Annotated in this window: 13 protein-coding genes and 1 pseudogene; 5 read left to right on the top strand and 9 right to left on the bottom strand. The window is 57.9% G+C overall.

Translation table 11 applies throughout. The features are described 5' to 3' along the window. Positions 1-11: 11 nt before the first annotated feature. Genes QZ487_RS06680 through QZ487_RS06665 form a run of 4 tightly spaced genes read right to left on the bottom strand, consistent with a single transcriptional unit; the run spans position 12 to position 3,007 of the window. Positions 12-1,463 (bottom strand): NAD(P)(+) transhydrogenase (Re/Si-specific) subunit beta, encoded by a 1,452-nt coding sequence (locus QZ487_RS06680; RefSeq protein WP_296023866.1) that lies wholly within the window; start codon positions 1,461-1,463, stop codon positions 12-14. Then, a complete protein-coding gene (locus QZ487_RS06675; RefSeq protein ID WP_285974881.1) occupies positions 1,463-1,747 on the bottom strand; it encodes an NAD(P) transhydrogenase subunit alpha in 285 nt (94 codons plus the stop codon). The genes QZ487_RS06680 and QZ487_RS06675 overlap by 1 nt, the downstream gene beginning before the upstream one ends. Further along, positions 1,747-2,874: an NAD(P) transhydrogenase subunit alpha gene (locus QZ487_RS06670; protein ID WP_285976971.1), complete on the bottom strand. Its 1,128-nt coding sequence runs from the start codon at positions 2,872-2,874 to the stop codon at positions 1,747-1,749. The genes QZ487_RS06675 and QZ487_RS06670 overlap by 1 nt, the downstream gene beginning before the upstream one ends. Positions 2,875-2,884: 10 nt before the next feature. Then, the gene (locus QZ487_RS06665; protein WP_285974880.1) at positions 2,885-3,007 is read right to left on the bottom strand and encodes a hypothetical protein; all 123 of its coding nucleotides are present in this window, start codon (positions 3,005-3,007) and stop codon (positions 2,885-2,887) included. Positions 3,008-3,277: 270 nt separating this feature from the next. On the opposite strand from QZ487_RS06665, the gene QZ487_RS06660 reads away from it, so the two are divergent. Together QZ487_RS06660 and QZ487_RS06655 are read left to right on the top strand one after the other, a co-directional pair. Continuing rightward, positions 3,278-4,696: a sigma-54 dependent transcriptional regulator gene (locus QZ487_RS06660; RefSeq protein WP_296023864.1), complete on the top strand. Its 1,419-nt coding sequence runs from the start codon at positions 3,278-3,280 to the stop codon at positions 4,694-4,696. A gap of 19 nt (positions 4,697-4,715) precedes the next feature. Further along, a pseudogene (locus tag QZ487_RS06655) lies at positions 4,716-5,495 on the top strand (SDR family NAD(P)-dependent oxidoreductase). A gap of 4 nt (positions 5,496-5,499) precedes the next feature. Here QZ487_RS06655 and QZ487_RS06650 read toward each other — a convergent pair. Then, positions 5,500-6,645: an alkaline phosphatase D family protein gene (locus QZ487_RS06650; RefSeq protein WP_296023863.1), complete on the bottom strand. Its 1,146-nt coding sequence runs from the start codon at positions 6,643-6,645 to the stop codon at positions 5,500-5,502. A gap of 71 nt (positions 6,646-6,716) precedes the next feature. After that, the gene (gene folP, locus QZ487_RS06645; protein WP_296023862.1) at positions 6,717-7,832 is read right to left on the bottom strand and encodes a dihydropteroate synthase; all 1,116 of its coding nucleotides are present in this window, start codon (positions 7,830-7,832) and stop codon (positions 6,717-6,719) included. 323 nt (positions 7,833-8,155) lie between these two features. On the opposite strand from folP, the gene QZ487_RS06640 reads away from it, so the two are divergent. Further along, entirely contained in the window at positions 8,156-9,379 is a 1,224-nt protein-coding gene (locus QZ487_RS06640) for a P1 family peptidase (protein ID WP_296023861.1), read from the top strand. Between the two features lie 44 nt (positions 9,380-9,423). Here the strand turns inward: QZ487_RS06640 and QZ487_RS06635 are convergent, their stop codons facing one another. From QZ487_RS06635 to QZ487_RS06625, 3 genes are all read right to left on the bottom strand, one after another. Then, the gene (locus QZ487_RS06635; RefSeq protein ID WP_296023860.1) at positions 9,424-10,560 is read right to left on the bottom strand and encodes a site-specific DNA-methyltransferase; all 1,137 of its coding nucleotides are present in this window, start codon (positions 10,558-10,560) and stop codon (positions 9,424-9,426) included. Positions 10,561-10,763: 203 nt separating this feature from the next. Then, positions 10,764-11,690 carry a calcium/sodium antiporter gene (locus tag QZ487_RS06630; protein WP_296023859.1) on the bottom strand — a complete coding sequence of 309 codons (927 nt, stop codon included), beginning with the start codon at positions 11,688-11,690 and terminating at the stop codon, positions 10,764-10,766. Between the two features lie 27 nt (positions 11,691-11,717). Further along, on the bottom strand, positions 11,718-12,332 hold the full coding sequence (locus tag QZ487_RS06625; RefSeq protein ID WP_296023858.1) for a ribonuclease HII: 615 nt from the start codon (positions 12,330-12,332) through the stop codon (positions 11,718-11,720). A 10-nt stretch (positions 12,333-12,342) separates the two neighbouring features. On the opposite strand from QZ487_RS06625, the gene QZ487_RS06620 reads away from it, so the two are divergent. Next, on the top strand, positions 12,343-13,500 hold the full coding sequence (locus QZ487_RS06620) for a PQQ-dependent sugar dehydrogenase (RefSeq protein ID WP_296023857.1): 1,158 nt from the start codon (positions 12,343-12,345) through the stop codon (positions 13,498-13,500). Between the two features lie 65 nt (positions 13,501-13,565). Continuing rightward, positions 13,566-14,072, top strand: coding sequence for a GNAT family N-acetyltransferase (locus tag QZ487_RS06615; protein ID WP_285974871.1), 507 nt, complete (start codon positions 13,566-13,568; stop codon positions 14,070-14,072). Positions 14,073-14,088: the final 16 nt, after the last annotated feature.

Here is a 14,088-nt window from a genome sequence, read left to right as displayed (position 1 = left end):
CGGTTCGCAACCTAATCCAGCGCCTTCACGATCTCTTCGACCATCTTCTTTGCATCGGACAGCAGCATCACTGTCTGGTTCATGTAGAACACGTCATTGTCCACGCCGGCATAGCCCACGCCGCCCATGCTGCGCTTGATGAAGAATACCTGCTTGGCCTTGTCCACGTCGAACACCGGCATGCCGTAAATCGGGCTGCTCTTGTCCGTTTTCGCTGCCGGGTTCACCACATCATTCGCGCCAATGATGAAGGCGACATCGGCCTGCGCAAATTCGCTGTTGATGTCTTCGAGCTCAAAAACCTTGTCATAGTCGACGCTGGCCTCCGCGAGCAACACGTTCATGTGCCCCGGCATACGTCCCGCCACAGGGTGGATCGCGAATTTAACTTCCACACCCTTTTCTTCGAGCATGTCGCACATTTCGCGCAATGCGTGCTGCGCCTGCGCCACTGCCATGCCATAACCCGGTATGATAATAACCTTCTCTGCCTGCTCCAGCATAAAGGCGGCATCTTCCGCGCTTCCTTGTTTGTATGGGCGCGCTTCGCGGGCTTCGCCGCCGCCGCTCGAATCATCCGCGCCAAATCCGCCTGCGATTACGCTGATGAAGCTGCGGTTCATCGCGCGGCACATGATGTAGCTCAGGATCGCGCCTGAAGAGCCAACCAGCGCGCCGGTGATGATCATCGCCGTATTGCCCAGCGTGAAACCCATCGCCGCCGCGGCCCAGCCCGAATAGCTGTTCAGCATCGACACCACCACCGGCATATCCGCCCCGCCGATCGGGATAATCAGCAGAAAGCCGATCAGGAAAGCCGCGATTGTGATGTAAATGATCAGCTGGCCTTCACCACCTCCGCCTGCTCCGGACATCGCATAGGCGGCGATCATTCCAAGGATCCCAACAAGCGTGCCCAGATTGATCACATGGCGCATGGGCAGCAGGATCGGATTGCCGCTCATCCGGCCAGAGAGCTTCAGGAACGCAATGACAGAGCCGGAGAATGTGATCGCACCGATCGCGATCCCCAGCCCCAATTCAACCCGGCTGACCATCAAGATCTGTCCTGCTGCATCGGTTATCCCGAATGATGCCGGATCAAGCCAGGCCGCAAGGCCCACCACGACAGCTGCCAGACCGACCAGTGAGTGGAAGCCCGCAACCAGTTCCGGCATGGCCGTCATGGCGATTTTGCGCGCGACAGTCACGCCGATGACCCCGCCAAGGGACATGGCTATCCCGATTTCGGCGATATTGGCGATCTCATGCGTTACCAGTGTGGTGACAACTGCGATCAGCATGCCGAGCATGCCATAGCGGTTGCCCGCGCGGCTAGACGCCGGGCTGGATAGTCCGCGCAACGCAAGGATGAAGAACACGCCTGCAATCAGATAGGCCAGCATCGCCCACGCAGGGGTCCCTGCGCCATCAGCAGCACTCGCGAGAATGGAGAAGCTCATCACTTCTTCTCCTTCTTCTTGTACATTGCCAGCATGCGCTCCGTGACGGCAAAGCCGCCAAAGATGTTCACGCTCGCAAGTACCACGCCAAACAAGCCAAGATATTTGGCCGTCACGCTACCCGCTTCAGCCGAGGCGATTAACGCGCCAACGATAATCACACTGGAAATCGCATTGGTCACTGCCATAAGCGGCGTGTGCAGTGCTGGCGTAACCGACCAGACCACGTAATAGCCGACGAAGCACGCCAGCACGAAGATCGAGAGGATTGAGATAAAGTCCATTATCCGTTCTCCTTCAGTCTCTTATTCACAACCTCGCCGCCTTGCGTCAGGCGCACGGCATCGCCGATTTCCTCGTCAAGCACCGGTTTGCCCGCTTCCTTATCCCAGAACGCGCTGAGGAAATTGAACAGATTGCGTGCAAACAGCGCCGAGGTGTCGGGCGCGAGATGTGCGGGCGTATTCGAATAGCCCATGATAGTGACACCGTGGCGCACCACCAGTTTGTCGGGCTTGGAGCCTTCGACATTGCCGCCTTGAGCGACAGCCAAGTCGAAGATCACACTGCCCGGCTTCATGCTCTTGATCTGCTCGTCTCTGATCAGTCGCGGCGCTGCGCGGCCCGGGATCAGCGCCGTTGTGATCACAATATCCTGTTTGGCGATATGGCCGGACACCAGTTCGGCTTGCGCCTTCTGGTATTCCTCGCTCATCTCGGACGCATAACCGCCCGCACCTTCACCTTCGATCCCCTCGACGCTTTCAACGAAAATCGGCTTCGCGCCCAGCGACTGGATCTGTTCCTTGGTAGCGCTACGTACGTCAGTAGCAGAGACTTGCGCACCCAAGCGCTTGGCCGTAGCAATCGCCTGAAGCCCGGCAACGCCCACGCCCATGATAAAGACGCGTGCAGCCTGCACCGTACCCGCAGCAGTCATCATCATCGGGAATGCGCGGCCATATTGGTTGGCCGCAGCGATCACAGCTTTGTAGCCGGAAAGGTTCGATTGGCTGGAAAGCACATCCATGCTCTGCGCACGCGTAATGCGCGGCATGAATTCCATGGAAAGCGCTTCGAGCCCAGCCTTCGCATAGGCCTCGACACGGTCTCTTGCACCAAATGGATCGAAAGTCGCCGCCACCCATGCGCCTGGCTTGGCGCCATTGAGCAGTTCTAGATCCGGAGCCTGCACGCCCAGCACGATATCCGCGCCTTTGACCGTGTCCGCAGCCGAGCCCACACTCGCGCCAGCCTCGGCATAGTCTGCATCACTGATAGAGGCGGTGTCGCCTGCGCCGCTTTCGACAGCGAGCTCTGCGCCAAAACCGGCGAATTTCTTGACTGTCTCAGGCGTGATCGCCACGCGCCGCTCTCCGGCTGCGCGTTCCTTCAATACCGCGATGCGCAATGCCACAAGCTTATTCGGCAATCAGCATGATTACGAACAAAGTGATCACTGCAATGATCGGAATCGACCATTTAAGCAAGGAAATGAACCCGCCGTAGGTCTTATTGACTGATTTCATGTCATGCGAAGCCATCAAGTTTGATCCTTTTTCAGAGGTTTGCTTACAATGCGGGGATTTGCCCCGTTTGTTGAATGATCCGTTCCGTATCGAAGCATCGAACCAAGCTCAAGCCCCTCACTACTCTCAGCCCTCAAAATACAGCAACGCTACACTCGATCACTTATTAGGGCAACGACCTATAAAGCCGGGCTTTATCCAATTTGAGATACGATAGCATTAATAAGGTCTTTACCCCTAGCTCTTATTCTCGCGTTTTGTTTCACGGCGGGACGAAATTGAACAATGGACACGGGCGATAGCCGCATTCTGATGCTGATCGACGATGAGCCTGCGCAATGCCGGTTGATCAGCGCGCTTGCCGCACGCGAAGGCTGGCGCACCATTGTTGCGCCTAATTCAGACACTGCCATCGCATTACTTGGCACCCGTGACGGGATGCAAACTGCCGCCATCATCCTTGACCAATGGGTGCCGGGCGACGATGCCTGTCAATTGATCGAAGAATTAAAGCGTAGACGCCCCGCTCTGCCAATTCTGATGCTGACGACCAGCACCTCACCGCTGCTTGCAGTCGAAGCCATGCGCGCAGGCGCAACCGACTATCTGATCAAGCCGGTCGCGCCCGATCGCTTGCTAGAGGCGCTGCGCAGCGCAACCGAAGGCGAAAAGGCACAGGACGAGCTTCAGCCGCTGGCAGAAAAGCTCAATGCCTCGCTCGATTTCGATGCCATGGTCGGAACCGCCCCAAAATTTCGCACTGCGCTGGCTCAGGCAGCCAAAGCTGCGCGAGGTCACAACCATGTCTTGATCGAAGGCGAGGCAGGCACTGGCAAGGAAATGCTGATGCGCGCGATGCATGCAGCAAGTCCGCGTAGCAAAGCGCCATTCCGCATCATCAACCTCGGCGGAGTTCCGGCAACTTCTGTCGAGTCCGTCCTGTTCGGACATGAGCCAGGAGCCTTTGCCGGCGCGTTCGATCGTCAGATTGGCGCTCTGCAACAATGCGATGGCGGCACGCTGGTTCTGGACGAGATCGATCGGATCATTGAGGCAGTGCAAAGCAAGCTTCTGGAAGTATTGACCAGCGGCATTGTGCGCCCGCTAGGCGCGACACACGGTTTCCGCGTCGACGTGCGTTTGCTGAGCGCCGGCAATCTGCCGTTGAAGCAGCTCGCACAGAATGGCCAGTTTGATACGGACCTCGTCGAGAGACTGGCGCAAACAACAATCAAATTGCCTGCATTGCGGGAGCGGGCAGGCGATATTCCCGCCCTCACCCGCCACTTCCTGTCGCGCATTGGCGAGCAGCCAGGCCTGAGACACCTGTCTATTTCGGATGGCGCGCTATCACTGCTCAAAGCCTATGATTGGCCGGGCAATGTGCGGCAACTGCAGGCAGTGCTGTTCCGCGCAGCAGTGTTCTGCGACAAGCAAACGTTGACCGCAGAGAGCTTCCCGCAGCTCAGCGAATTGCTAGGCGAACCGGTCGACACCGACAGCAGTATTCAGGACGGCGCAGGAGTGATGCTTTACACCGAGGACGGCAACCTTCGCGCGCTGGAAGAGATCGAGGCAGACGTTATCCGCTTGGCAATCGGCCATTATCGCGGTCGCATGACCGAAGTCGCACGCCGCTTGGGCATTGGCCGTTCGACGCTCTATCGCAAGCTTTCAGATCTGGGCATCGACAACGCAGCGTGAATTGCCTAGCCCGTGCGGCATGGCAAAACTCAAAGACAAAATCTGTGTAGTCACCGGCGGAGCAAGCGGCATTGACCGTGGCACCTGTGACGCATTTGCGCGCGAAGGTGCGCGCGCGATCCTGACTGATATCGATGAAGAAGAAGGCATAAAAGCTGCCGCAGAAATCGGCTGCGAATTCTTTGCGCTCGACGTGCGTGACAAAGCGCAATGGGCTCGGCTGGCCTATGCTTATCCGCAGATCGATGTTCTGTTCAACAATGCCGGGGTAACCGGCTTTGAGAGCAGCGCCGGTCCGCACGATCCCGAAAACTGCTCGCTCGATGACTGGCACGCGGTCCACGCGGTCAACACCGATGGTGTGTTTCTTGGCTGTCGATACGCGTTCAAGGCCATGAAAGCGAAATGCAGCAGATCTATCATCAACATGTCTTCACGCTCTGGCCTGGTCGGCATTCCTGGCGCGGCCGCATACGCCGCCAGCAAAGCTGCGATCCGCAATCACAGCAAATCCGTTGCGCTTTATGCCGCCCAGCAAGGATGAAAGATCCGTTGTAACTCGATCCACCCCGCCGCTATCCTGACCCCGATCTGGGAACCGATGATCGGCGATGGTCCAAACCGCGAAGAGAAGATGGCTGCGCTGGTCGCTGATACGCCATTGAAACGTTTTGGGACGATCGAAGAAGTCGCTCAGCTCTGCGTTTTTCTCGCCAGCGATGAAAGCGGTTATATGACCGGCAGCGAGTTGACACTGGATGGCGGCTTGCTCGCAGGCAGCGCCGCTTCTCCAGGCTAACCGATCACCACTCGACCGTACGTGAAACCCGCGTTTCACCCTGGCTGCCGCGCATGCCCATGGTGAATGTCTTCGCCTCCCAATCGATTTCGACCAGTCCGAAATTCTCTTCCGATATGAAGTCAGTCAGACGCTTGGGATCGGGCTCGCGCGCGGTGTTCCGCTCTGTCGAAGAGAAGGAGTAATTCATAGAAGAGCTGGTCAGTTCCCAAAACTGCTCACCAGCGGCCTGCGGCGTATCAGTGTAGATCCCACCCGCATGGCGATCGCCAGACAGCAACACCAAACCGCTGTCTTCGCGTGCCGCCAGCATGGCATAGAGCTTCTCACGCTCCAGCGGCAGATTTTCCCACGCCTCGTAATCATGCGCGTCCGTCAGAACCTGAATCGAGGAAACCACAATCCGCAGATCAGCCGGTTTCGCCAGTTCCTGCTCAAGCCATTGCCACTGCGCATCGCCTAGCATGGTCTTGGATGGATCACTGCTCGGCTGATAGGGGCCCAAAGGCGGGCGCTCGTTTTGATAAGGCATGGTCTCCAGATCGGAGCGGAAGAAGCGCGTGTCGAGCGTGATGATCTGCGTGACCTTGCCATCTTCGCCGAACATCCGGCTTTCGTAGATGCCGGGCCGCGACTTTACTTCATCAGACGAACCCCAGAATGTCTCGAAGATCGTCTCCGACCATCCACGATAGGCGAAGCTCGCTCCGCCGTCGTTGAAACCATAATCGTGATCGTCCCAAGTGATCATCATCGGCACCTGCGCGCGGAAGGCAGCCAGCTCGGGTGTTTCAGCCATAACGCCATAGGCTTCGCGCAATGTCGCCAGTGCTGCGTCACCATCCCACATCTGATCACCGTAATTGTTGTCGCCGATGAACAGGAAAAGGTCAGGGTCGGTCGCTGCAATCTGGCCCCACATGTGTTGGCTACGCAACTGGTGGTTACAGCTGCCGAAGGCGATCCGGGTCAGCGTGTGCTCATGCGCGAGCGAGACATTGGCGGGCGCAACCGGCAGCTCCACCTCTTGGCTCAGCTTCGCGTAGTATGGCGCGAGCAAATCCTCTGGCGTCAGCTCAACACCTTGGTCAGCGGCCAATGGAGCTGCAAGCATCGTAACAGCGGCGAGAGCAAGGGAGGGTTTGCGCATCAGAGGTATCCTACACTTTCAATTGTTGCCGACTTCTTGCCCGCGAACCGTGACCGATTCAAGAAACTGCATCAGCTATCTGGAAGTTCCGCGAAATCGGTCAGCGCCGCATCGCGCAGGCCGCGCCACACATTGCGCGCCTGCACCGTCTCGGCCACATCATGCACACGCAGCAATTGCACGCCGGCATTCATGCCTGCGACGGCCAGCGCGAGCGAGCCACCAAGCCGCTTATGCGAGTCTGCCTCATTCGACAGGGCGCCGATCATGCGCTTGCGGCTAGCACCCAGCAACAAGGGCTGTCCAAGCGCGTGATACATCGGCAGCGCGTTGATGATCGCCAGATTGTCCGGTAGCGACTTGCCGAAACCGATGCCGGGATCCAGCACGATATTCGCGCGCGATATGCCCGCCGCCACCGCGGCATCGCGCCGTTCTTTCAACACGTCGAACACATCGAAAGCAACGTTTTCATAATTGCCCTTGCTGTGCAGGTCTTCGCCATCGCCGGGCGCATGCATCAGGATGACGGGGCAACCGGCTTTCGCAGCCATTGACATGCTGCGCGGATCGTGTCGCATGGCGGACACATCATTGGCAATATGCGCGCCTGCTTCCAACGCAGCCTCCAAAACGCCCGCGCGTCGCGTGTCGATACTTATCGCTGCGCCCATCGCAGCGCAGTATTCAATCGCAGGAAGCACGCGTTCTTTCTCGTCGCCTTCCCAGGTCGCGGTGGCGCCCGGACGCGTGCTCTCACCACCAATATCAATGATTGTCGCACCCGCTTCCAGCATGGCAGAGGCATGTGCGCTGCCGACTTCTGGCTTCTCGAAGAACTCGCCGCCATCGCTGAAGCTATCAGGCGTGACGTTAAGGATGCCCATCACTTGCGGCTGATCGAGCCGGATGACGCGCGCGCCCAAATTGAGCGGCGGGTGTTTCAGCGTCAGATTGGTGAGTTGCGCCTGCGCTTCGTCTGAGACGCTTGCGGGCAGCCCGGCCAGCACCTCTCCGATTGTATCGGTATCGCACACCCAGCGCCTGGTGAACTTGCCATCCTGTCGCAAGACCACCGCAAATCGTTGCGCGTAGACCATCCCGCCCGCCAACCGGATAACCTTGCCTTCCTCATGTTGCGGCCCTGGCACAAAGCCCACCGGGCGGATGTAGATTTGGTCGGTCATTTACGCTGATTCCCCTTGGGAAGTCTTATAGGATGGAGCACATGGAACACTGCCCACAGACAAGAAAAACTCAAGGCCTTCAATTGGGTTTTCAAAGACAATTGGAAAGGGCCAAGCGCGCGCATTGCCCCTATGTATCGCGCTAGGTGAGTGTCTGATAGCGAATTTGCGGATGATACACGCGAAGCGCTGCACTCCGGGACAGGCCTAAACGTCCTTATCGGCCGGCTAAGAGTGATTTTAATTGAACTTGTTTGCCAGACCGACGAAGCACGAACCTCAGGGCCAAATAGGCAGGTGAATATCTGAGGGGGAGAACAGCAATGCGAGCTTTTTCAAAAACAATCGGCGCATTGCTGCTACTGGGGGTGGCCGGTTTCGGTACACTAGGCTTGGCGGATGACGACGGGAAAAAACTCAACATAGCACGCGCACGTGACCTTGGCGTGCCTTTCGACGGTCGCACTGGTCCGAACAACGCAATCACTGACGTGCCGGGAATAGAGGTCGGACACACAACCTTAATCTCTGGCGATGGCAAACTGGTTGTTGGCCAAGGACCGGTTCGAACGGGCGTTACCGCGATCCTACCCCGCGGAAAAACATATGATCCGGTTTTTGCAGGCTGGTTCTCCTTGAACGGTAACGGCGAAATGACCGGCACAACCTGGGTTGAGGAATCGGGCTGGCTCGAGGGACCAGTCATGATCACTAACACGCACAGTGTCGGCACCGTACGCGACGCGACGATCGAGTGGGCTTTCGAGCGAAGGTTTTTCAAACCGCTCGCGGGAGAGGAAGACACATTCTGGATGTTACCGGTGGTCGCTGAAACTTACGACGGTGACCTGAGCGATATCAACGGCTTCCATGTAAAGAAGGAGCACGTTTTCGCGGCTCTCGATAGCGCCTCGGACGGACCGGTCGCAGAAGGAAATGTGGGCGGCGGCACCGGCATGATTACCCACGGTTTCAAAGGCGGTATTGGCACGTCCTCGCGCCTCGTCACAATTGGCGAGACGGACTACACTGTAGGGGTATTGGTTCAGTCCAACTATGGAATCCGTGAAACGTTTGCAGTGGCGGGGACCCCTGTCGGGCGCGAGATCAGTGATTTGCAAACAACCTATGGTGACCACAATCAGGAGAACGGATCCATCATCATTGTTGTCGCGACTGATGCGCCCTTGCTTCCTCATCAATTGAAGCGTCTGGCGAGACGGGCAGCAATGGGAATCGCGCGAAACGGGTCTTACGCTTCGAACGGGTCCGGAGATATTTTCATTGCGTTCTCGACAGGCAATCCGGGCGCGTGGAGCCGCGAGGAGTCGGCCCGGCTCGATATCCTTCCAAATGATTTAATGGGCCCGCTATTCCGTGCCACTGTCGAAGCGACTGAGGAAGCGGTGATCAACGCGTTGGTTGCTGCACGCACGATGACCGGCATCAACGGCAACACGGCCCATGCCTTGCCGCATGACCGCCTCCAGGCTGCGTTGCGGAAGTACGGTCGCCTGATAGAATCAGGGACCCAGACCGCAAAGTAATCGCGAATATTTGATGCGAGACGCTGGCTACCGCCCTTATGGCCTCAATCCTCCATCGCCAGCAAATATAGCTGCCGCGCGGCGTCGATCGGCTTCACGTCTCCGTCCACTTCATAGTGCCAGAAGCTCCAGCCGTTGCAGCTGGGTGCGCCTTGCAGCTCTTTGCCAAGACCGTGGATCGATCCCACCTGCTTATCATACGCAAGCGAGCCGTCTGCCCGCACAGTGGCGATCCATTTGCGCTTCTTGTCGAACACCTTTGTGCCCGGCATGATGTAACCGTTCTCGACAAGCGCGCCGAAGGCAACGCGTGGGGCCGATTTCTTGCTCTGCATCGTCTCGATCGCGCTTTCATCGAGCGGCAATTCCTTGGCAATGCGTTTATAGGCGGCGTCGCGATACACATTCTCACGCTCGCAGCCGATCCATTCGCGGCCCAGACGCTTGGCTACTGCGCCGGTAGTGCCTGTGCCGAAGAACGGGTCAAGCACAACGTCGCCCTTCTCTGTCGTGGCCAGCAGCACGCGGTAGAGCAGCGCTTCGGGCTTTTGCGTCGGGTGAACCTTGGTTCCGCCCTCTTTCAAACGTTCGCCGCCAGAGCAGATCGGCAGAACCCAGTCGCTGCGCATCTGCAACTCGTCATTCAGCGTCTTCATCGCGCGATAGTTGAAGTGATACTTCGCCTTTTCGCCTTGGCTGCACCACAACAGCGTCTCATGCGCATTGGTGAAGCCCGTGCCCTTGAAATTGGGCATCGGGTTAGTCTTGCGCCATACGATGTCATTGAGGATCCAGAAGCCCAGATCCTGCAGGATGGCACCGACGCGGTAGATATTGTGATAGCTGCCGATCACCCATAGCGAACCATCGGGCTTCAGGACGCGGCGCGCCTCGGTCAGCCAGTCGCGAGTGAAGTCGTCATAAATCTTGAAGCTGTCAAACTGGTCCCAGTGATCGGTAACCGCATCCACCTGGCTCCCGTCAGGGCGATTGAGGTCGCCCCCCAGCTGAAGGTTGTACGGCGGATCTGCAAACACACAGTCAACCGAATTGTCAGGCAGGCTGCGCATCGCTTCGACACAGTCACCGTCAAGGATCCGCCCCAAAGGCAAATCCGCTTTGGCAACAGCAAAAGTTGTCGCGCGCGCGACGCGCGCCTTCGTGGTCTCCAGGACCGCCATAATTCACCCCTCAGTAACAGTTATCCACAGGGTGAGTCCCTTTGGACTCCGGGTCAAGCACAAAGCGATAGGGGGATATGGTTAATTCCGCGTTAGCTATGACAGAACAAAAAGAGTCCCGCACAAGATGTTGAGACTCTTGCGGTTTGCGGGACTCAACATAGTGGTGTGTTGCGCCGAGGACTCAACGCGGCATTAGTTTGTCAGGCAAAGGCGATCACGATCGTGCCGGCATAAAGCGCTAGCAAGAATGCGCCCAATGCGCGGCCGATCTGCTTCGCATAAGACACGATCAGCAAGAACAGCACCGCACTGCCCGCGAGCACGACAAGCTCATAGGTCAACAAATCCGCGGGGATCGCGAAAGGCGCAATGCTCATGGTCGCCCCGCCGATCAGCAGGATGTTGTAAATGTTCGAGCCCACAACATTGCCGATCGCCAGGCCCGGCTTCCCGCGCAATGCCGCTGCAACGGATGCCGCCAGTTCAGGCAACGATGTACCGATTGCCACTACTGTCAGCCCGATCGCGGTCTCGCTGACCTCGAAAATACGCGCCAGATCGATCGCACCGGACACCAGCATCGAACCGCCGACAACCAGCAATCCCAACCCGCCCAGGAACAACATGATCGCCCAGTTCAAAGTGGTCGTTGGTTCAGTCTCGTCATCATCATCGCCCGCGTCCGAATGCGGATGATTATAGCGCCAATAGATATACGCGGCGATACCAGCGAGCAGCACGATACCGATCCAGATCGAGCCGGTTTGAAGCCACGTCATTAACCAGATTATCAGCGTCGCAATCAAAGCTACAACAGCATCACGCCGCCCGGTTCCAATCAGTGCAATCGGCATGATCATTGCCGTCGCACCCAGTATCAACAGTGTATTTGCCAGATTGGATCCGACCACATTGCCCCAGGCAATTCCCGGTGAACCAGCCAACGCAGCCTGAATGCTTGCAACCATTTCCGGCATCGAGGTGGCAAATCCGACAATGACCAATCCTGTGACGAGATTGGATATGCCAAGCCGCTGTGCAATGCTGACCGCACCGCGCACCAGCAGTTCGCCGCCAAACGCCAGGCCGACCAGGCCAACCGCGCTATAGAGGATCGCTTCAATCACGATTGCGCGCTTAGACTATTTGCCGGATTAAAGAAGCGTCAATTGCGCAACCGGCGCAAAAGACTGACGATGAAGCGGTGTTGGTCCATGCGTGCGCAACGCTTGCATATGCTCAATGGTTCCATAGCCTTTGTTTCGCTCCCACCCGTAATGCGGATGCGCCTCGGCCGCTTCGCACATCAACCGGTCACGCCACTCCTTGGCGATGATCGAAGCCGCCGAGATCGCGGGCTCCAGCGCGTCGCCCCCGATGATCGGCTTGGCATCGGGCCAGCGCCATTCATCACAGCGCCCATGGGGCGAGAGGTTACCGTCGATCAACACGGCTTCGGGTTCCTGGCCAAGCTTCTCGACCAGTTCGCACACGGCCAGCGTCATGGCTCGCATGGTTGCCTGAAGGATGTTGATCTGGTCGATTTCGTGCGAGTCGACCACACCCAGCCCCCATATGCAGCTGGCGCGGATCTGTTCGTCGAGAGTAGCACGCCGTTTAGCCGAAAGTTTCTTGGAATCGTCCAGACCTTGCGGATAGCCCTCGCCAAGCACTACTGCTGCAGCTACCACCGGCCCAGCCAATGGCCCTCGTCCGGCTTCGTCAACACCGACGATAAATTTACGGGCACCAAGTTTGTTTTCGTGCATTGCAGAGGACATGACCATGATCTCGAAATTCTCATCCGCACTATTCCCCGCCACCATTCTGCTCGCAAGCTGCGGCGCCACTGCAAATGTGGACACCGAAGCTTCCCAGACTGAGCCGACGCTCAAGATTGCGGAAATCGGCACCTATAACGAGCCATGGGCTGCGGCCTTTGTGCCGGGCACGGAAACGCTGATCATCACGCAGAAGACCGGCGAGATTCTGGGTTATGACACAGCGACAGGGCGGCAGTTCACCGTCAATGGCGCACCGGAGATCGACTATGGTGGCCAAGGTGGCCTGGGCGACGTTGCATTCCTTAACAGCGAGGCGACTGACACTCTCGCCCCGCGCACGATCTATTTGAGCTGGGCCGAAGCTGGCGAAGGCGATACGCGTGGTGCGGTTGTCGGCAAGGGAACGCTTGATTGTGTGGCCGACAGCGACTGTGCCATCGAAGGTCTTGCAGTGATCTGGCGCCAAGCCCCCAAGACCAGTCGGAAAGGCCACTACTCGCACCGTATTCGCTTCTCTCCTGACGAAAAGCACTTGTTCGTGACCAGCGGCGACCGTCAGGAGCTCGAACCCGCGCAAGACACCAGCAATAACCTGGGTACGATCGTGCGTCTGAATCTCGATGGTACTCCAGCGCAGGGCAATCCATTTGCCGATCAAGGTGGCGTGACAGCGCAAATCTGGTCTTATGGCCACCGCAACCTGCTCGGCTTCGACTTTGATGCCGAGGGGCGTCTGTGGGACGTGGAACACGGCCCGGCCGGCGGTGATGAATTCAATCTGGTCGAAGCGGGTGCCAACTACGGCTGGCCAACCCGATCGAACGGCGATCATTACAATGGCGATGACATTCCCGATCACAACGCGGATGACGGCTTCGACAAGCCTGCAGTCTGGTGGACACCCGTGATCGCACCGGGTGACATGATCTTCTATCGCGGCGACATGTTTGGCGCATGGAAAGGCGATGCTCTTATTGCAGGCTTGGGCGCATTGGGCCTCGTACGTGTCGAGATTGACGGCGATACGGCTACAGAAGCGGCGCGCTATGACCTGGAAGGTCGGATACGCTCTGTTGATGAAGCGCCCGACGGTTCTCTTTGGGTGTTCGAAGACGGCGAAGGCGGGCGGCTCTTGCACCTTACCGCAGAGTAACTTTCGCAAGGCCAACGACAAATTGCATCGACATGGCGTAGCGCTACCACTATTCGCGCTGCCCCATGGCGAGCGTCATTCCCTTAGCAAATGTCGAACCCGACATGATCGAGCAAGTGCTCGACCGAGCCTTCGGGCCTGAGCGACATGCGCGCACCGCCTATCGCATCAGGACGGGCATGGATTGGCTCGAGGCGCTGAGCTTTGCCGCGCTTGATGACGATGACATGCTGGTCGGTACAATTCAGCTTTGGCCGATTGCGCTCACCGACCCCGATGGCCACGCGCATCCCATGCTGATGGTTGGGCCGGTGGCGGTTTTGCCAGAGCATCAAGGCGAAGGATATGGGCAGGCCTTGATTGCAGCATCGCTTGGATCGCTCGATCCGAATGCATCCTTGCCGCAAGTCTTGATCGGTGATGAACCTTATTACGGGCGTTGGGACTTCAGCGCCGGTTCGACAGCTGCATGGCGTTGCCCCGGCCCATGGGCGCCAGAACGCCTGCTTGTCCGATGCGCAAATCCGATAGTCCTTCCCCGCGAAGGCATGCTCGGCCCTTGGAATGGGTGATCGCAGCCTACTACTC

Origin of the sequence: uncultured Altererythrobacter sp. (assembly GCF_913057185.1) — a bacterium.
GTDB lineage: Bacteria > Pseudomonadota > Alphaproteobacteria > Sphingomonadales > Sphingomonadaceae > Erythrobacter > Erythrobacter rubellus.
The sequence above is the reverse complement of the archived record's forward strand: the minus strand, read 5'-3'. Positions and strand labels throughout refer to the sequence as shown.

Bases quoted from the DNA above. Each gene is read 5' to 3' on its own strand.
- folP (WP_296023862.1), bottom strand. From the start codon at position 7,832: ATGACCGACCAAATCTACATCCGCCCGGTGGGCTTTGTGCCAGGGCCG.
- QZ487_RS06620 (WP_296023857.1), top strand. From the start codon at position 12,343: ATGACCATGATCTCGAAATTCTCATCCGCACTATTCCCCGCCACCATT.
- QZ487_RS06660 (WP_296023864.1), top strand. From the start codon at position 3,278: ATGGACACGGGCGATAGCCGCATTCTGATGCTGATCGACGATGAGCCT.
- QZ487_RS06680 (WP_296023866.1), bottom strand. From the start codon at position 1,463: ATGAGCTTCTCCATTCTCGCGAGTGCTGCTGATGGCGCAGGGACCCCT.
- QZ487_RS06625 (WP_296023858.1), bottom strand. From the start codon at position 12,332: ATGCACGAAAACAAACTTGGTGCCCGTAAATTTATCGTCGGTGTTGAC.
- QZ487_RS06615 (WP_285974871.1), top strand. From the start codon at position 13,566: ATGGCGAGCGTCATTCCCTTAGCAAATGTCGAACCCGACATGATCGAG.
- QZ487_RS06665 (WP_285974880.1), bottom strand. From the start codon at position 3,007: ATGGCTTCGCATGACATGAAATCAGTCAATAAGACCTACGGCGGGTTC.
- QZ487_RS06675 (WP_285974881.1), bottom strand. From the start codon at position 1,747: ATGGACTTTATCTCAATCCTCTCGATCTTCGTGCTGGCGTGCTTCGTC.
- QZ487_RS06640 (WP_296023861.1), top strand. From the start codon at position 8,156: ATGCGAGCTTTTTCAAAAACAATCGGCGCATTGCTGCTACTGGGGGTG.
- QZ487_RS06635 (WP_296023860.1), bottom strand. From the start codon at position 10,560: ATGGCGGTCCTGGAGACCACGAAGGCGCGCGTCGCGCGCGCGACAACT.
- QZ487_RS06650 (WP_296023863.1), bottom strand. From the start codon at position 6,645: ATGCGCAAACCCTCCCTTGCTCTCGCCGCTGTTACGATGCTTGCAGCT.